A 17,545-nucleotide genomic window follows, 5' to 3' on the forward strand; every position below is an offset into this window, starting at 1 on the left:
GGATTCCTCTTAGAACCATTTTTTATGGATGAGATAGAGAGTGAGCGAAACACTCATAGCAAAGGCGATAAAGACGATTAACCAGAAGGCATGAGGCTCACCGTTCAAAGGGATTTCATTATCCTTAAAGTTCATCCCGTAGGCTGAGAAGATCATGGTTGGGACAGACATAACGATGGTCACGAGAGCCAGGGTCTTCATGATGTTGTTCTGGTTATTGGAAATGATAGAGGCAAAGGTCTCTGTCATAGAGTGAAGGACATTTCCATAGATATCTGCCATCTCGATGGCCTGTTGGGTTTCAATCAGGGTGTCTTCGAGTAGGTCTTCGTCCTCTAAGTATTTTTTGATATTGCTGGTTGCACTGGTCAATTTCTTAATCACGCGCTCGTTCGTCTTAAGTGAGGCCTTGAAATAGACGATGGTCTTTTCCAATTCCATGAGTTCGATCAGTTCTTCGTTTCGAGTGGATTTGTGAAGTTGACTTTCGATCTGGTCACTCTTACGATCAATCGAACGAAGGGCTGTCAGGTAAAGTTCAGCGTTGCGATAGAGAATCTGGAAGATAAAACGTGAACGCATGAAAGTGTAGAAATTGCGCAGTCTACGGTTGATAAAGACATCAAGAACAGGGAGGGGCTCCAAGCAGGTAGTGATAATGGTCTCCTCGGTGATGATAATCCCTAGCGGAATCGTAACGTAGTAGGTGCGATTGTTTCTTTCCTCTGTGATGGGAACGTCCACGATGATCAAAGTGTACTCATCTTCGATGGTAATACGGGACATTTCTTCCGCATCGAGTGGTGCTCGAAGGTCGGCAATATCAATGTCAAAGGCGTTAGCGATTTCCAACGATTCATTTTGTGTAGGATTGACGAGGTTGATCCAAGTACCCGGTTCAAGCGTGTCGATCTCTTTAAATTCAGTTGTTGTTGAGAGAAAAACTTGTTTCATATCCCCTATCCTTTCCTACTATTCAGTGATTCATTTTTTGCACCGTACTATTATACTACAAAAACAGCTTTTTGGGTAATAGAATTTCACATTTTTTGGTATAATGGAAAGCAATAATGGACTAGAAAGAACAAAGATGCAAGATAAAATTGTGATTCATGGGGCGCGTGCCCATAACTTAAAAAATATTGATGTGGAGATTCCGCGAGACAAGCTGGTTGTTGTGACTGGTTTGTCAGGATCTGGAAAATCCAGTCTAGCTTTTGATACCCTCTATGCTGAGGGCCAACGTCGCTATGTAGAGAGTCTATCAGCCTATGCTCGCCAGTTCTTGGGCAATATGGAAAAACCAGATGTAGATGCTATTGATGGTCTCAGCCCTGCTATTTCCATCGACCAAAAGACCACTAGTAAAAATCCACGATCGACCGTGGGAACGACGACTGAAATTAATGATTATCTGCGTCTCCTCTACGCACGTGTGGGGACGCCTTACTGTATCAACGGGCACGGGGCTATTAAGGCTTCTTCTGTAGAGCAAATCGTGGATAAGGTCTTGGAATTGCCAGAACGCCAACGTCTGCAAATTTTAGCTCCTGTCATACGTAAGAAAAAAGGGCAACACAAGAGTGTCATTGAAAAGATTCAGAAAGATGGCTATGTCCGTGTCCGAGTGGATGGGGAAGTCTATGATGTGACCGAAGTTCCAGAGCTGTCTAAGAGCAAGCAACACAATATCGATGTTGTGGTCGACCGTATTGTCATCAAGGAGGGCATTCGTAGCCGTCTCTTTGATTCCATTGAGGCTGCCCTTCGTATCGCAGAAGGCTATGTGATTATTGACACCATGGACGACTCTGAGTTGCTCTTCTCTGAGCACTATGCCTGTCCAGTTTGTGGCTTTACTGTTCCCGAGTTGGAGCCACGTCTCTTCTCCTTCAATGCGCCTTTTGGTTCTTGTAGTGAGTGTGATGGTTTGGGAATCAAGCTGGAGGTGGATACTGATTTGGTAGTACCAGATGCCAGCAAAACCTTACGTGAGGGAGCACTTGCGCCTTGGAATCCTATCTCATCTAACTACTATCCCAACATGCTAGAGCAGGCCATGACAGCCTTTGGAGTGGATATGGATAAGCCCTTTGAGGACTTGTCAGAAGAAGATAAGAACTTGATTCTTTACGGTTCAGATGGAAAGGAATTCCATTTCCACTATGAAAATGAATTTGGCGGTGTGCGCGATATTGACATTCCTTTTGAGGGAGTTGTCAATAATATCAAGCGCCGTTACCATGAAACTAACAGTGATTACACGCGCACCCAGATGCGCCTCTACATGAATGAGCTAACCTGCGGAACTTGCCACGGCTACCGTCTCAATGATCAGGCCTTGTCTGTTCGTGTGGGTGGTGAGCAAGGGCCACATATCGGAGAAATCTCAGACTTGTCTATCGCAGATCACTTGGAGTTGGTGAGCCAGCTGACCTTGTCTGAAAATGAAGCCATCATTGCTCGTCCCATTCTCAAAGAAATCAAGGATCGCTTGACCTTCCTTAATAACGTAGGTCTTAACTATCTGACGCTGTCACGTTCGGCAGGAACCCTTTCAGGTGGGGAGAGTCAGCGTATTCGCTTGGCAACCCAGATTGGGTCCAACCTATCAGGTGTCCTTTATATCCTGGATGAGCCGTCCATTGGTCTTCACCAGAGGGATAATGACCGCTTGATTGCAAGTTTGAAAAAAATGCGTGACTTGGGCAATACTCTTATCGTGGTGGAACACGACGAAGATACTATGCGAGAGGCAGATTATTTGATTGACGTTGGCCCTGGTGCCGGTGTTTTTGGTGGGGAAATCGTCGCTGCAGGAACACCCAAGCAGGTAGCTCGCAACAGTAAGTCCATCACAGGTCAATATCTATCAGGTAAACGTGCCATTCCGGTACCAGAAGAGCGCCGTGTAGGAAATGGTCGCTTTATCGAGGTGACAGGGGCGCGTGAGAATAACTTGCAAAATATCACTGCTCGTTTCCCATTAGGAAAATTCATCGCAGTGACGGGGGTATCAGGTTCAGGGAAATCGACCTTAATCAACAGCATCCTCAAAAAAGCCATTGCCCAGAAGCTCAACCGTAATTCAGACAAACCTGGTAAGTTTAAGACGATTACAGGGATTGAGCATGTAGACCGCTTGATTGATATTGACCAGAGTCCAATCGGACGAACGCCAAGGTCTAACCCGGCTACCTATACGGGAGTTTTTGACGATATACGTGACCTTTTTGCCCAGACAAACGAAGCTAAGATTCGAGGCTACAAGAAGGGCCGTTTCAGTTTCAACGTCAAGGGCGGTCGTTGCGAAGCCTGCTCAGGTGACGGGATTATCAAGATCGAGATGCACTTCTTGCCAGATGTTTACGTGGCTTGTGAAGTCTGCCACGGGACTCGCTACAACAGTGAAACCCTAGAAGTCCACTATAAGGAAAAGAATATCTCGCAGGTCTTGGACATGACCGTCAACGATGCGGTGGAATTCTTCCAACACATTCCTAAGATTCAACGCAAACTTCAGACCATCAAGGATGTGGGACTGGGCTATGTAACGCTAGGGCAACCGGCTACCACCCTTTCTGGAGGAGAAGCTCAGCGTATGAAGTTGGCTAGTGAACTCCACAAACGCTCGACAGGAAAATCCTTCTACATTCTGGATGAGCCAACGACAGGGCTTCATACTGAGGACATCGCTCGCTTGCTTAAAGTCTTGGCTCGCTTTGTCGACGATGGCAATACAGTCCTCGTCATCGAGCACAATCTAGATGTTATCAAGACAGCAGACCATATCATCGATTTGGGTCCTGAAGGCGGTGTCGGTGGTGGAACCATCATCGCAACAGGAACCCCAGAAGAAGTAGCGGCCAACGAAGCCAGCTACACAGGACACTATTTGAAAGGAAAGTTACATCATGAATAAACGTGTACAAGCATTTCTAGCTAAAATGCAAGAAAAAGAACTAGATGGCATCATTATCAATAACCTTAAAAATGTTTACTACTTGACTGGTTTTTGGGGCTCAAACGGGACAGTCTTCATCAGCCGTGACCGTCAGGTCTTGGTGACAGACTCTCGCTATATCATTGCAGCTAAGCAAGAAGTAACAGGTTTTGAGATTGTGGCTGACCGTGATGAATTGGCTGTCATTGCAGGCATTGTTAAGGATATGGGCTTGTCTCGCGTCGGTTTTGAAGACGAGATTTCGGTCTCTTATTACCACCGTATGCAGGCTGCTTTTGCAGGAATTGACTTGCTTCCACAGACTCAATTTGTAGAAGCGCTCCGTATGATTAAGGATGAGAAAGAGATTGCGACTATTCGTAAGGCATGTTCCATCTCAGACCAAGCTTTTCGTGATGCACTTGACTTTATCAAACCTGGAAAAACTGAGATCGAAATTGCTAACTTCCTTGATTTCCGCATGCGTGAGTTAGGAGCGGCGGGCTTGTCTTTTGACACAATCCTAGCAAGTGGCATCAACTCTTCTAAGCCCCATGCTCATCCAATGCACAAACCGGTTGAAGCAGGAGAAGCCATTACCATGGACTTTGGCTGTCTCTACGACCACTATGTCAGTGATATGACACGGACCATCTACCTCGGTCATGTCAGTGACGAGCAGGCAGAGATTTACAATACGGTTCTAAAAGCCAACCAAGCCTTGATTGACCAAGCTAAGGCAGGATTAGGTTTCCGTGACTTTGACAAAATTCCTCGTGATATTATCATCGAGGCAGGCTACGGTGATTACTTTACTCACGGTATTGGACACGGTATCGGACTGGATATCCACGAAGAACCCTACTTTAGCCAAACTTCCAAAGAAGTCATTAAATCTGGTATGGTCTTGACTGATGAACCGGGTATTTATATTGAAGGTAAATACGGCGTTCGTATTGAAGATGATATCTTAATTACAGATAACGGTTGCGAATTGTTGACTCTAGCGCCGAAGGAATTAATTGTTATTTAAGAAAATTAAGATAAATCATTGACTTTTATATTTTAAAGGTTTATACTGATAAACGAAAACGGTAGGTGAGGCTACCATAGGGATACGGATGACTACCGCAAAGCAGTGGAGACACTACTCGTTGGTCAACAGTCCTGGTCGCGAAGGCCAAGACTAAGCTCATTTCATTGCCCTATGGAGTTAAAGCTTGAACGAAAAAACAGATAATTAGTTTTTTAATCCTGCCATTTTATGGTGGGATTTTCTACTGTTTTAGAACAAGGAAAGGAGACAAACGATGCAAATTGACGATCATCCAGAACCGCACATACACAGCCAATCGCTGATTTGTGTCGTTCTGCCCTTATAAAGTGATTGGTCTCTGTGTATGAAACACATCATTCATACAGATAGGAGAAACCAATGAAAACTATAAAAGAAAGATTAGCAACAGCTATTCACACACCTTTAAACGAAACTCTATCTTTTTATAAGACAAGTCTAACAGGCTTGACTGAGGAGCAGGTGGAGAAAAACCGTGACCTATATGGCGAAAACACCATCACCAAGGGTCAAGAAGACAGTATCCTCAAAAAGATTTACGAATCCATTATCAATCCATTTACAATCATCCTTCTTGTCATCGCTATGATTTCCATGGTGACCAATGTCTGGTTGGCGAAGCCTGGGCAAGAAGATCCGACGACCTCTATCATCATCGTCGTTCTCGTTCTAATCTCTGGTGGCATACGCTTTGTTCAAGAATTGCGGAGTGACAAGGCTGCGACCAATCTATCCAAAATGATTGTGAACACAGCCACAGTTATTCGCGAAGGCCAGAGTTTAGAGGTCGCAATTGAAGATTTGGTCGTTGGAGATATAGTCAAATTAAGTGCTGGGGATATGATTCCAGCAGACCTCCTTTTAATTGAATCACGTGATTTCTTTGTCCAACAGTCTGGTTTGACAGGTGAAAGTGACTCGGTTGAAAAACTAGCCTTGTCAAAAATGAGTCAATCAAACTTTGATAGTCTGCTAGAAGCAGAAGCGCTCGCTTTTATGGGAACCAATGTGATATCAGGAAGTGCCAAGGCTTTGATTCTAGCGGTCGGTGATGACACCATGATGGGAGAGATCGAGCAGACTCTCAATACCTATGACGAACCTACTTCATTTGAACGGGAGATGAACAGCATCTCTTGGCTCTTGATCCGTTTGATGTTGGTCATGGTTCCCATCGTGTTTCTCTCCAATGGCTTGACAGATGGCGACTGGCTGGAAGCAGGTGTGTTTGCACTGAGTGTTGGTGTTGGATTGACACCTGAGATGCTTCCTATGATCATCACGGCCAGTCTAGCAAAAGGCTCTATTATCATGGCCAAGGAAAAAGTGGTTATCAAAAAACTCAATGCCATACAGGACCTAGGTGCTATTGATATCCTATGTACGGATAAAACTGGAACCCTTACCCAAGATGAAATTGTCCTTGAATATCCTTTGGATATACATGGAGATTTGGATTTGTCTGTGTTGAGACGGGCCTACCTCAATTCCTATTTTCAAACCGGTTTGAAAAACTTGATGGACCGTGCCATTATCAGTAGAACTGAAAAAGAAGCTAAAGAACACCCTATTCTACAAAATTTGGATACTAGCTTCCAAAAAATAGATGAATTGCCCTTTGATTTTGAACGCAGACGGATGAGTGTCATCGTCAAGGATGAGAACGAAGTTGTTAGTTTGGTAACCAAGGGTGCCCTAGAGGAAATGCTTGCGATTTCAACCCATGTGGAATATCAAGGTCAAATTAGTCCTTTGACGGATGATATCCGAGTGGAAATCTTAAAAGAAGTGGACCAACTCAATCAACAGGGCTTGCGAGTCTTGGGAGTCGCCTATAAAACAGGCCTAAAAGAAGGTTTTGCTTACTCCGTTGAAGATGAAAAAGAGATGATTCTAACAGGATATCTTGCCTTTCTAGATCCACCAAAACCATCAGCAGCACCTGCTATCCAAGCTTTGTTAGAACACGGTGTTCAAACAAAGATCTTGACGGGGGACAATGAGAAGGTAACCCAAGCAGTATGCGAAAAAGTTGGTTTAGATGTTGATCAAATCTTGTTGGGTTCTGATATTGAAGCCATGTCGGATGAAGAGTTGGCCCAAGCAGTTCAGATGGTGACTGTCTTTGCCAAACTCTCTCCGGATCAAAAAGCACGAATCATTTTACAAATCAAATCGAATGGACATTGTGTCGGCTATATGGGAGATGGGATCAATGATGCCCCTTCTATGAAAGTGGCAGATGTGGGGATTTCTGTTGATACAGCAGTAGATATTGCCAAAGAAACGGCTGATGTCATTTTGCTAGATAAGGATTTGATGGTGCTTGAAAAAGGGTTGGTTGAAGGGCGTAAGGTCTACGCTAATATGACCAAATATATCAAGATGACGGTCAGCTCTAATTTCGGGAACATTTTTTCTCTGTTAGTGTCTGGTATCTTTTTACCTTTCCTGCCAATGGCTCCGATTCACTTGATTGTCTTAAACCTAGTCTACGATCTTTCTTGCATTGCCTTGCCATTTGATAATGTGGATGAAGACTTTTTGAAGCATCCTCATAAGTGGGAAGCCAAGTCTATTACTCGCTTTATGATTTGGATGGGTCCGATTTCTTCTATCTTTGATATTTTGACCTTTATCTTGCTCTATTTTGTCATTGTCCCAATGGCGATAGGTCAAGCCTATGTCCACGGAGCAGAGTCTGCAACGGGCTTTATCATCTTGTTCCAGACAGGTTGGTTCATTGAATCCATGTGGTCCCAAACCATGGTGATTCATATGCTTCGTTCAGCAAAACTTCCTTTCTTACAAAGCCGTCCATCATGGTTTGTTCTTGGAACAACCTTGCTAGCAGCTAGTTTTGTGACCTTCCTTCCCTACTCTTCAATTGCTAGCCTGCTTCATTTAACCCCTTTGGAACCAATTTATTTCCTCTTTTTGCTTTTGATTATCGTCCTCTATATGATAAGTGTTACAGTTGTGAAACGATTGTATATCAAAAAATTTAAAAGTTGGTTATAAATTAAATTTGTCAAGAAAAAAGTACGAAAATCGCGAAAAAAGTTAAATTTTTTTAAAAATAGGTCGCAAGTCGGATGCTTTTTATGGTATAATAGACTAAACTGATAGTAACATGTAGCGAAAGGGGTAGGTACATGATCAAAATTTATACAGTCTCAAGTTGTACTAGCTGTAAAAAAGCGAAAACCTGGCTCAATGCCCACCAGTTAAGTTATAAAGAACAAAATCTTGGTAAAGAAGGAATTACGAGAGAAGAGTTATTAGACATTCTCACGAAAACCGATAATGGAATTGCCAGTATCGTTTCATCGAAAAACCGCTACGCTAAAGCACTTGGAGTTGACATTGAAGATTTGAGTGTCAATGAAGTGCTCAAGTTAATCATGGAAACACCACGGATCTTAAAGAGTCCGATTCTCGTTGACGAGAAGCGCCTGCAAGTCGGCTATAAAGAAGATGATATCCGTGCCTTCTTGCCACGCTCTGTCCGTAATGTAGAAAATGCAGAAGCACGTCTACGTGCAGCTCTATAAAACATCAAGGCTGGGAGTGACTCCTGGCCTTGTTTGCTCTTTTGTTTTAAAATCATGTGAGGAATTATGAAAAAGTTACTAATTGCTAGTTTTGCTCTCCTCTTTTTGCTTGCGGGATGTGGGCAAAAAAAGGAAACTCCTGCTGCTTCCACAACAGCATCTGAACCTCTCCAATCAAACCTTCCCGTTTTGGACAATGCCGAAAAGAATACGGTTGTCACCAAGACCTTGTTGATGCCGAAGTCAGAAAATGGGACGCAACAGACTCAAACGATTACTTATAAAGGCAATCAATTTTTGACCTTGACCATCCAGCAAAAACGACCTGTCGGGGATGAACTCAAGACCTTTATCTCTGAAAATGGCCTAGAGGAAACGCAAAAAGCGCTTTTAGAAGCAGAAGAAAAGGATGAGACTATCCAAGAGGTACGCAAACTGGCAGGATTTACACTGGAAACCAAGCTACTCAGCGAGACAGAAATCCAGACCACAACGACTTATGATTTTCAAGTTTTGGATGTCAAAAAGGCAACTCAGCTAGAATATTTAAAAAATATCGGTCTTGAAAATCTCTTAAAAAACGAACCTAGCCAGTATATTGCTGACAGAGTGGCAAATGGGGCGGTAGAACAGTAAGAAAATCCAAATAAACAAACTGATTTATTTGTAGAACGTAAGGAAATATGCTATAATAGTAATATTCTAAGGAAAGAGGGTGTTAGAATGGGATTTACTGAAGAAACTGTACGGTTTAAATTGGATGATTCCAATAAGAAAGAAATTAGCGAAACGTTGACAGACGTCTATGCTTCTTTGAACGACAAGGGCTACAATCCGATTAACCAGATCGTCGGTTATGTATTGAGTGGTGACCCTGCCTACGTTCCTCGTTATAACAATGCACGAAATCAAATCCGTAAGTATGAGCGTGATGAAATTGTTGAAGAATTGGTACGCTACTACCTTAAAGGACAAGGAGTCGATCTATAATCTATGAGAATTATGGGATTGGACGTCGGTTCAAAAACAGTGGGTGTTGCCATTAGCGATCCCCTAGGCTTCACTGCTCAAGGACTTGAAATCATCCAGATTAATGAGGATCAGGGCCAGTTTGGTTTTGACCGGATCAAGGAATTGATTGACAGCTATAAGGTGGAGCGCTTTGTAGTGGGTCTGCCCAAAAACATGAACAATACCAGTGGACCGCGGGTAGAAGCCAGTCAAGCCTACGGAGCAAAATTAGAGGAACTTTTTGGTTTGCCAGTAGACTATCAAGATGAGCGTTTGACGACTGTCGCTGCGGAACGTATGCTGATTGAACAAGCAGATATCAGCCGTAACAAACGCAAGAAAGTTATTGATAAGTTGGCTGCTCAGCTGATTTTGCAAAATTATTTAGATAGAAAATTTTAAGACAGAGGAGAAACTATGTCACACGATCACAACCACGATCACGAAGAACGTGAATTGATTACACTTGTTGATGAACAAGGAAATGAAACTTTATTTGAAATCCTTTTGACCATTGATGGAAAAGAAGAATTTGGTAAGAACTATGTTCTGCTTGTACCAGTTAACGCAGAAGAAGACGAAGACGGGCAAGTTGAAATCCAAGCCTACTCATTCACTGAAAATGAAGATGGAACAGAAGGCGAATTGCAACCAATTCCAGAAGACTCAGAAGACGAATGGAACATGATTGAAGAAGTCTTCAACAGCTTTATGGAGGAGTAAAAATGTCCGGGGGACATTTTTAGCCCAGTTCCTTTAAATAAGAGAGAACTGGTAAGTCTGGGAGACTGTATCAGCCCAACTCCTAAAAATTGGAAGAGTTGGAATATCCAGTGGATGTTTTTAGCCCAGTTCCTTTAAATAAGAGAGAACTGGTAAGTCTGGGAGACTGTATCAGCCCTGCTTCTAGAAATAAGAAAAAGCAGGAACGTTCGGGGAACGTTTTTAGCCCAACTCCTGAAAATTAGAAGAGTTGGAACATCCAGTGGACGTTTTTAGCTCACGTTGAAATTCATAGTAGCTAGTGATTAGCTAACCAGGTAAGAGGTCGGGATTGTTGTCGCGGCCTCGCTTTTTATTTGCAGTAATACTTTGGTGCGATAGTTGATTGGATTGTTGTTAAGGAGATGTATGTTTGAAGTAGAAGAATGGCTCCATAGTCGGATTGGTTTAAACTTTAGATCTGGACTTGGAAGAATGCAGCGAGCAGTGGATTTGCTAGGGAATCCTGAGAAGGCTTATCCCATTATCCATGTAACAGGAACTAACGGTAAGGGGTCAACTATTGCCTTTATGAGGGAGTTGTTTGTAGTTCATGGAAAAAACGTTGGCACCTTTACCTCTCCCCATATCATCAGCATCCATGATCGAATCTGTATCAATGGGCAAGCAATAGCTGATGCAGATTTTATCCGTTTGGCGGAGCAAGTTAAGGAGATGGAAAAAACTCTTTTGGAAACACATGACCAGCTGTCCTTTTTTGAGTTGCTGACCTTGATTGCTTTCCTCTATTTTAGGGAACAAGAAGTAGATTTGGTTTTGCTAGAAGTGGGGATTGGTGGCTTACTAGACACGACTAATGTGGTAACTGGAGAGATTGCAGTTGTTACTTCCATTGGCCTAGATCATCAGGAGACCTTGGGTGACAGTCTGGAGGAAATAGCAGAGCAGAAAGCTGGTATCTTCAAGACTGGAAAGAAGGCAGTCATTGCCAATCTTGCTCCAGAAGCTGAGCTTGTCTGTCAAAAAAGAGCAAGAGAGTTAGCTGTAGACCTTTATCAAGCTGGGCAAGACTTCTCCTTTAATGCTGGGGATTTTTCAAGTAGCCTAGCAAGATTTTCCCAGCTTGAAATCAGTTTGGAAGGTGTTTATCAGCAGGAAAATGCCGCCTTGGCTTTACAAAGCTTTCTACTTTTTATGGAGTCAAGAGAGGAAAAAGTCGAAGAAGAGCTTGTGAGACAGGCCTTGCAAGAGACCTATTGGGCAGGTAGATTGGAGCGGATTCGTCCGCAAATCTATCTAGATGGGGCACACAACCTTCCAGCCTTGACCCGTTTGGTTGAGTTTCTCCAAGAGAAAATCCAACAAGGCTATCAAGTTCGTATCCTTTTTGGTGCCCTTAAACGCAAGGATTACCAAGGGATGTTGGGCTACCTATCTGAGCAGTTGCCTCAGGTGGAACTTAAGGTAACGGGCTTTGACTATCAAGGTTCTTTGGATGAGAAGGATGTGGCGGGTTACGATTTGATTTCTTCCTATGGCGATTTTATCAGAGAATTTGAAGAAAAGGCCAACAATCAGGACCTGCTTTTTGTGACGGGCTCGCTCTACTTTATCTCAGAAGTCCGAGCGAGTTTGCTAGGAAGCGATGGGATTAGTTGACCTTCTAGGCTTAAGTTGTTATACTTGAGGTAGGAGGTACATCTGGAAACTGATCCAGCAAAACATTGGCACAAAAGAAAGGAAATCGCTATGAAAACGAAAACATTCACACTTTCTATTGCTTCCCTAGCAATTCTTAGTCTTTTAGCAGCTTGTGGAACTAAGACACAAGTACCTACCCAGCAATCTGCTCAACAATCATCTACTCAACAAGAGTCATCTTCTAGTGCTACTACAAGTGCTAGCCAACCACAGGCGTCCTCAAGTCAGGACACTACTGTAGCTCAACCTACGAATATCGATGGTACCTATACTGGAAAAGATGAGAATGACCAGATTACTCTTGTTGTAACAGGTAAAACTGGTACATGGACTGAGGTCGAGCCAGATGGAGATAAGGAAATCAAGCAAGTTAGCTTTGAACCAGAAAATCAACGTGTCATTATCGGTGATGATGTCAAAATTTACACGGTTAATGGTAATCAATTGATTATCGATGATATGGACCGAGAGCCATCTGACCGAGTGGTATTAACTAAGCAATAATCATTCAGTAAAAGTTCCAATGAGATGAAATCCATCTTTTTGGAGCTTTTTTGTTTAAAAACGTGACCAGTGGTTCTTTACCGTTATTTTACTTAAAGCGCTTACAAATGTTTGTAAAATGAAGGATAAGGTCATATACTTAAGGTAAATAGTCAAATAGCGCAAAGGCGCAGGAGGAAAAGCATATGGCTACATTTTACGTTCCGGCAGTTAACCTTATTGGTAAAGGTGTAGTAAATGAAGTAGGTCCGTATATCAAGGAACTGGGGTATAAAAAGGCTCTTTTGGTGACAGACAAGTTCATCGAGGGAAGTGATATTTTACCTAAGGTCCTAAAACCATTAGATGCTGAAGGGATTGAATATGTGATCTTTAGCGATGTGGAGCCAAATCCGACTTGCAAGAACGTCACAGACGGAGTTACTGCTTTGAAAGAGCATGGTTGTGACTTCATTATCAGTCTTGGGGGAGGCTCTCCTCAGGATGCGGCTAGTTGTGTCTCTATCATCGCTACAAATGGTGGCAAACCACAGGACTACGAAGGCCTCCACAAGTCTGCTAAAAAAGGATTGCCAGTAGTTGCGATCAATACAACTGCAGGAACTTCAGCAGAAATCACCATCAACTATGTGATTACTGACGAAGAACGCAAGGTCAAGATGGTAATGGTAGATAAGAACAGCCTTGCCTTGATCTCTGTCAATGATCCAGAACTTATGGTATCAAAACCGCAAGCGCTCACAGCAGCAACAGGTATGGATGCTCTTACCCACGCTGTTGAAGCCTTGGTAACACCGGGTGCTTATGATGTGACCAAGAAACTCTCTATCGGAACGATTGAACTCATCAAGGAGTATCTTCCTCGTGCTGTGGCTAATGGCCAAGATATCGAAGCGCGTGAGGCGATGGTTAATGCGATCTTCCTTGGCGGTATGAGTTTTAACAACGCTGGTTTGGGCTACGTTCACTCAATGGCTCACCAACTCGGTGCAGTGTATAACTTACCACATGGTGTCTGCTGTGCCCTGCTTCTCCCAGTTGTAGAACGTGAAAATGCCAAACGGGTGCCAGAAGCTTTCCGCAATGTAGCCAAAGCTTTGGGACTCCATATTGAAGGGAAAACCGACCAAGAATGTGCAGCCTATGCTATCGCTGAGATTGAAAAGTTGTCTGAAACGGTAGGAATTCCGAAGAAACTCACTGAACTTGGTATCCAAGAAAAAGACTTTGACTTTGACTATCTTTCTAAAAATGCTTTGATCGATGCTTGTGCGCCAGGCAATCCATTCATGCCAACTTTAGAAGAGACCATTGCTCTTTATAAAGAACTCTTCTAGTGATTAACTTAAGAGGAAGCGACGTATTCCCGAAAATATAAATAATATTGGAAAGAACTATCATTATGGTAGTTCTTTTTAAGCCTCTTAATACCCTAGTTAAAAATATAAAAAGGGATAGCACGTCATATAGTGAATGAGTAGTTTAAGAATCTTGCAGCTCTTGGAATAGTTTGCATAGAAAAAGGCAAAAGGTTGCCATCTACCCCTGAACTGAGGTATACTAGTAGAGACATTAGTTTATCAAGCAGTTAGGAGAATGTTAGAAAAGGAAGGGGATGTATGACAGCTAGAAAAATGCAGCTACTCATGTCTAAGTATGGTTTTAGTATTACCATCATGTTGGCAGAGTTGTTTATCATCTTTGGTTTATTTCTCTATCTAGGTCGGATGGCTCCGATTCTCTGGATTATCCTAGTTATTTTGATGAGTATGGCGACCATTGTATCGATTGTTAATCGTTCTATGAATCCTGAGAGCAAGGTAACATGGCTCTTAGTAGCCTTTGTTCCAGTATTTGGTCCCTTGCTCTATATCATGTTTGGAGAACGCCATCTATCTAAAAAAGAGATCAAGCAATTGAAACAGCTCCAATCAATGGTTGACCGGGAGGACAATAGCAGAGCTCTCCGTTTGGAGTTAAAGGAGCAGGACAAGTCGGCTTACGGAGTTATCAAATCTCTCCTCAGCATGGACACGAATGCCGATGTCTATGATCGAACGGATACACAATTTTTTGCCTCTGGTGAAAGTATGTGGCATCAGATGCTAGAGGATCTCAGGAAAGCGGAGAAGTTTATCTTTCTCGAATACTATATCATCGAAGAAGGTTTGATGTGGAACAGCATTTTAGAGATTTTGGAAGAAAAGGCTGCTCAAGGAGTAGAAGTTAAGCTTCTCTATGACGATATTGGATGCATGGCAACCTTACCTGGGGATTACACCATCCAGCTTCGTAGTCGAGGGATTGAAGCCCATAAATTTAACAAGGTGATTCCGCGCTTGACCGTTGCCTATAACAACCGTGACCACCGTAAAATCATGATTATCGATGGGCAGATTGCCTATACAGGTGGTGCCAATCTAGCAGACGAGTATATCAATCATATCGAACGCTTTGGTTACTGGAAGGATAGTGGTATTCGGTTGGATGGTCCAGCAGTAAAGGCTTTTACTAGACTCTTTTTATCCACCTGGTATATCAATCGTGGAGAGATTAGTGACTTTGACCAATACCATCTTGAAAATCAACCTAGAGACGGGATGGGGCTCTGTATTCCCTATAGTAGTGGCCCTAAACCTATTTACCGATCTCAGGTTGGGAAAACGGTCTATCAAAATCTTATCAATCAAGCTACAGACTACGTTTATATCACGACACCCTATCTGATTGCGGACTATGATCTCACAGAAAGTATCAAAAATGCAGCTCTGAGAGGGGTGGATGTGCGAATTGTGACGCCTTGTATCCCAGATAAGAAGGTCATCCAATTGGTTACTCGCGGAGCCTATCCTGACTTGTTGTCTGCTGGAGTTCGTATTTATGAGTACAGTCCGGGATTCCTTCATAGCAAGCAAATGCTTGTCGATGGAGAGGCAGCTACTGTGGGAACCATCAATTTTGACTATCGTAGCTTGCTTCACCACTATGAAAATGCCGTCTTGCTTTATAGAACGCAATCTATCATCGATATTGAGAGGGACTTCGAAGAGATTTTTAAGGTTTCTCAAGAAATCTATCCCCACACAATCAAAACAAGCTGGTACCAAAGCCTCATTAAGGAAATTGTCCAGTTGTTTGCACCCATGCTCTAACTATCCATCGAGATCTAGCCCAAGGCTGGATCTTATTTTTTCTTCTTACGAATAGATAGGTAAAGGAGAAAAACATGCTCAATCTAGAAGATGAAGATTTTATTAAAGAGTTTAGAATTAGTAGGTTTCACCGTTTTCGTGAAATCGAACGCTTTGCGATATTGGATAAGAAATTCAGCAAATATCAATCCCAAGCTGACATTCCTGTAAGATTTTGATATACTAAAACAGATAAACTTAGAGGAGAAATTGAATGAACGTATACGGGAAAATAGATGAGAAACAAGAAGGATCTCATTACCAAGACTGGTCAGCGCCAGAAAAGAGAGAAGGAGCTCCCATTCCCTTTTTTAGTATCATGCTTTGGAGTTTAGTGGCCACAGCCATTTCGGTTGTCCTGCCTTTTATTTTTGGTTTAGTCAGTCCGCAACAAACTCAGGATCTTTATACCGGTTGGGCCTTGCATCAAAATGGTCAAATGTATACAGATTACTTTGGAACGAATGGATTGCTCTATTACTTGCTAACCTATCTTTCCCTAGGAAGTATTCTGCTTGCTTTGGTTGAGTGGTTGGCCTTGTTTGGAGCAGGTGTTTTCCTTTTTAAATCTGCAGATGCTCTTACTGGTCAAGCAGAAGAAGCCAAGAAGCTGGTATTTGTGTTCTATTTGTTAGTGGCAGGACTTGCTTTTGGTGGTGGCTATGCTCTCTTGCTAGCCTTGCCTTTCCTATTTTATTCATTGAGCATTGTTACGAACTATTTGGCTTATCCAAATGACGACAAAGGATTTGTAAGAGTAGGGATGAGCCTTGCTCTCGCTTTCTTCCTTGCACCGCTTCCTATAACCTTGTTTGCGGCTGTACTAGCTCTGGGTATCATTGGCTTTAATCTAGGCAAAGGCCGCTTTGTTCACGGGTTATATCAGTTCTTTGCGTCAGCCTTAGGGTTTTCACTCTTATTCTATCCTTTGGGTTACTATACAGTGTGGACAGGAAGTTTTGGGGATGCTATTAGCCAGACCTTGTATCCGGTAAATGCTCTTAGCATTTTCTCAAATTCGCATTTACTTGAAAATGCGGCTTTCTATGGCTTGCTTGCTGTGGGGCTAGGTTCCCTTGGTTTGCTCTTTACTGGTTTATTCCAGTCAAAACCAGCCAAGCAATATGCCTTATCAATTGCTGCTAGCTTGGGCTTGTTGGTTTCTTTGGGAATCTTGATTCTCTCAAATGAACCTGTCAACGGTACTCGTCTCGTTATTCTCCTTCCTTTCTTGGTCTTGCTCCTTCTGACAGGGATCAAGGAAGATGTTTCGGAGGGAGGGAGTCGTCGTAGAAGACGTGAGGAAAAAGCCTCTTTTATTAAAGGGAATTTCTATCTACCACTGCTTGCCCTTGCCTACCTTATTGCACTTCCTATCCTGAGTCGCTACCTTTCACATCCGGCGACTTATCAGGAGAGAGAACGTCTTGCTAGCCTGGTCAAACAGCAAACGAGTTCTGAGGATCGAGTCTATGCTTGGGATGATCGTCCAGATTTCTATCGTGCAAGTGAACGCTTGGCGCCGACTTCTCTAGTGACCCCAACACTCTATACCGCAAGCGACGAAAATAAAACCAAACTGATGAATGATCTAAAAGAAAATCAACCAAAGATGATTATGGTCAATCAAAAAGTTACCTTGTGGTCGGATGTGGAGAGTTGGCTCAGCGAAAAATATGAGCTTGTTCAGACAGATACTAGTGAATTCAAGCTTTATAAATCTAAATAAAAAATCAATATCTTGTGGAATTTTAAAAATTTTAGGATTTTTGACACAAGATATTGATTTTTATTTTTAGAGTGGTATAATACTGAATATAAACAATTCAACAATATTTTAGAA

Annotated in this window: 15 protein-coding genes and 1 riboswitch; of the genes, 14 read left to right on the forward strand and 1 reads right to left on the reverse strand. The window is 42.6% G+C overall.

Features of this window, described 5'->3' with window-relative positions:
- Positions 1 to 9: 9 nt before the first annotated feature.
- Positions 10 to 954, reverse strand: coding sequence for a magnesium transporter CorA family protein (locus ACVC7S_RS04925; protein WP_000815616.1), 945 nt, complete (start codon positions 952 to 954; stop codon positions 10 to 12).
- A 136-nt stretch (positions 955 to 1,090) separates the two neighbouring features.
- Between ACVC7S_RS04925 and uvrA the strand changes: the two genes are divergently transcribed.
- From uvrA to ACVC7S_RS04995, 14 genes are all read left to right on the forward strand, one after another.
- Complete coding sequence (gene uvrA / locus ACVC7S_RS04930; protein WP_447266399.1) at positions 1,091 to 3,922, forward strand: excinuclease ABC subunit UvrA; 2,832 nt, start codon at positions 1,091 to 1,093, stop codon at positions 3,920 to 3,922.
- A complete protein-coding gene (locus tag ACVC7S_RS04935) occupies positions 3,915 to 4,976 on the forward strand; it encodes a M24 family metallopeptidase (RefSeq protein WP_125457135.1) in 1,062 nt (353 codons plus the stop codon). Before uvrA ends, ACVC7S_RS04935 begins: the two co-directional genes overlap by 8 nt.
- A 55-nt stretch (positions 4,977 to 5,031) precedes the next feature.
- A riboswitch (M-box (ykoK) riboswitch) is annotated at positions 5,032 to 5,183 on the forward strand.
- A gap of 195 nt (positions 5,184 to 5,378) precedes the next feature.
- Positions 5,379 to 8,039 (forward strand): magnesium-translocating P-type ATPase, encoded by a 2,661-nt coding sequence (mgtA, locus tag ACVC7S_RS04940; RefSeq protein WP_447266400.1) that lies wholly within the window; start codon positions 5,379 to 5,381, stop codon positions 8,037 to 8,039.
- Between the two features lie 134 nt (positions 8,040 to 8,173).
- Positions 8,174 to 8,572 (forward strand): transcriptional regulator Spx, encoded by a 399-nt coding sequence (spx, locus tag ACVC7S_RS04945; protein WP_153224568.1) that lies wholly within the window; start codon positions 8,174 to 8,176, stop codon positions 8,570 to 8,572.
- A gap of 66 nt (positions 8,573 to 8,638) precedes the next feature.
- Positions 8,639 to 9,208 (forward strand): SP0191 family lipoprotein, encoded by a 570-nt coding sequence (locus ACVC7S_RS04950; protein ID WP_033630419.1) that lies wholly within the window; start codon positions 8,639 to 8,641, stop codon positions 9,206 to 9,208.
- An 87-nt stretch (positions 9,209 to 9,295) separates the two neighbouring features.
- Positions 9,296 to 9,562, forward strand: a complete 267-nt coding sequence (locus ACVC7S_RS04955; protein WP_000507059.1) for an IreB family regulatory phosphoprotein — start codon at positions 9,296 to 9,298, stop codon at positions 9,560 to 9,562.
- 3 nt (positions 9,563 to 9,565) lie between these two features.
- Entirely contained in the window at positions 9,566 to 9,985 is a 420-nt protein-coding gene (ruvX, locus tag ACVC7S_RS04960; protein WP_096408483.1) for a Holliday junction resolvase RuvX, read from the forward strand.
- A gap of 15 nt (positions 9,986 to 10,000) precedes the next feature.
- Positions 10,001 to 10,306 carry a DUF1292 domain-containing protein gene (locus tag ACVC7S_RS04965; protein WP_000017622.1) on the forward strand — a complete coding sequence of 102 codons (306 nt, stop codon included), beginning with the start codon at positions 10,001 to 10,003 and terminating at the stop codon, positions 10,304 to 10,306.
- Positions 10,307 to 10,714: 408 nt separating this feature from the next.
- A complete protein-coding gene (locus ACVC7S_RS04970) occupies positions 10,715 to 11,965 on the forward strand; it encodes a bifunctional folylpolyglutamate synthase/dihydrofolate synthase (protein WP_447266401.1) in 1,251 nt (416 codons plus the stop codon).
- Between the two features lie 90 nt (positions 11,966 to 12,055).
- Positions 12,056 to 12,511 (forward strand): SP_0198 family lipoprotein, encoded by a 456-nt coding sequence (locus ACVC7S_RS04975; RefSeq protein WP_447266402.1) that lies wholly within the window; start codon positions 12,056 to 12,058, stop codon positions 12,509 to 12,511.
- A gap of 185 nt (positions 12,512 to 12,696) precedes the next feature.
- Positions 12,697 to 13,848, forward strand: a complete 1,152-nt coding sequence (locus ACVC7S_RS04980; RefSeq protein WP_447266403.1) for an iron-containing alcohol dehydrogenase — start codon at positions 12,697 to 12,699, stop codon at positions 13,846 to 13,848.
- Positions 13,849 to 14,130: 282 nt separating this feature from the next.
- Positions 14,131 to 15,663, forward strand: a complete 1,533-nt coding sequence (gene cls, locus ACVC7S_RS04985) for a cardiolipin synthase (protein ID WP_447266404.1) — start codon at positions 14,131 to 14,133, stop codon at positions 15,661 to 15,663.
- 74 nt (positions 15,664 to 15,737) lie between these two features.
- Positions 15,738 to 15,881, forward strand: a complete 144-nt coding sequence (locus tag ACVC7S_RS04990) for a hypothetical protein (RefSeq protein WP_185758128.1) — start codon at positions 15,738 to 15,740, stop codon at positions 15,879 to 15,881.
- A 35-nt stretch (positions 15,882 to 15,916) separates the two neighbouring features.
- Positions 15,917 to 17,431, forward strand: coding sequence for a damage-inducible protein CinA (locus ACVC7S_RS04995; protein ID WP_447266405.1), 1,515 nt, complete (start codon positions 15,917 to 15,919; stop codon positions 17,429 to 17,431).
- Positions 17,432 to 17,545: the final 114 nt, after the last annotated feature.

It is taken from the genome of Streptococcus sp. Z556, assembly GCF_053010225.1.

Excerpts from the sequence above, each read along its gene's own strand:
- ACVC7S_RS04990 (WP_185758128.1), top strand. The coding sequence starts at position 15,738 with ATGCTCAATCTAGAAGATGAAGATTTTATTAAAGAGTTTAGAATTAGT.
- ACVC7S_RS04955 (WP_000507059.1), top strand. The coding sequence starts at position 9,296 with ATGGGATTTACTGAAGAAACTGTACGGTTTAAATTGGATGATTCCAAT.
- ACVC7S_RS04975 (WP_447266402.1), top strand. The coding sequence starts at position 12,056 with ATGAAAACGAAAACATTCACACTTTCTATTGCTTCCCTAGCAATTCTT.
- uvrA (WP_447266399.1), top strand. The coding sequence starts at position 1,091 with ATGCAAGATAAAATTGTGATTCATGGGGCGCGTGCCCATAACTTAAAA.
- cls (WP_447266404.1), top strand. The coding sequence starts at position 14,131 with ATGACAGCTAGAAAAATGCAGCTACTCATGTCTAAGTATGGTTTTAGT.
- ACVC7S_RS04980 (WP_447266403.1), top strand. The coding sequence starts at position 12,697 with ATGGCTACATTTTACGTTCCGGCAGTTAACCTTATTGGTAAAGGTGTA.
- ACVC7S_RS04965 (WP_000017622.1), top strand. The coding sequence starts at position 10,001 with ATGTCACACGATCACAACCACGATCACGAAGAACGTGAATTGATTACA.
- ACVC7S_RS04935 (WP_125457135.1), top strand. The coding sequence starts at position 3,915 with ATGAATAAACGTGTACAAGCATTTCTAGCTAAAATGCAAGAAAAAGAA.
- ACVC7S_RS04970 (WP_447266401.1), top strand. The coding sequence starts at position 10,715 with ATGTTTGAAGTAGAAGAATGGCTCCATAGTCGGATTGGTTTAAACTTT.
- ACVC7S_RS04995 (WP_447266405.1), top strand. The coding sequence starts at position 15,917 with ATGAACGTATACGGGAAAATAGATGAGAAACAAGAAGGATCTCATTAC.
- ACVC7S_RS04925 (WP_000815616.1), bottom strand. The coding sequence starts at position 954 with ATGAAACAAGTTTTTCTCTCAACAACAACTGAATTTAAAGAGATCGAC.
- ACVC7S_RS04950 (WP_033630419.1), top strand. The coding sequence starts at position 8,639 with ATGAAAAAGTTACTAATTGCTAGTTTTGCTCTCCTCTTTTTGCTTGCG.
- mgtA (WP_447266400.1), top strand. The coding sequence starts at position 5,379 with ATGAAAACTATAAAAGAAAGATTAGCAACAGCTATTCACACACCTTTA.
- ruvX (WP_096408483.1), top strand. The coding sequence starts at position 9,566 with ATGAGAATTATGGGATTGGACGTCGGTTCAAAAACAGTGGGTGTTGCC.
- spx (WP_153224568.1), top strand. The coding sequence starts at position 8,174 with ATGATCAAAATTTATACAGTCTCAAGTTGTACTAGCTGTAAAAAAGCG.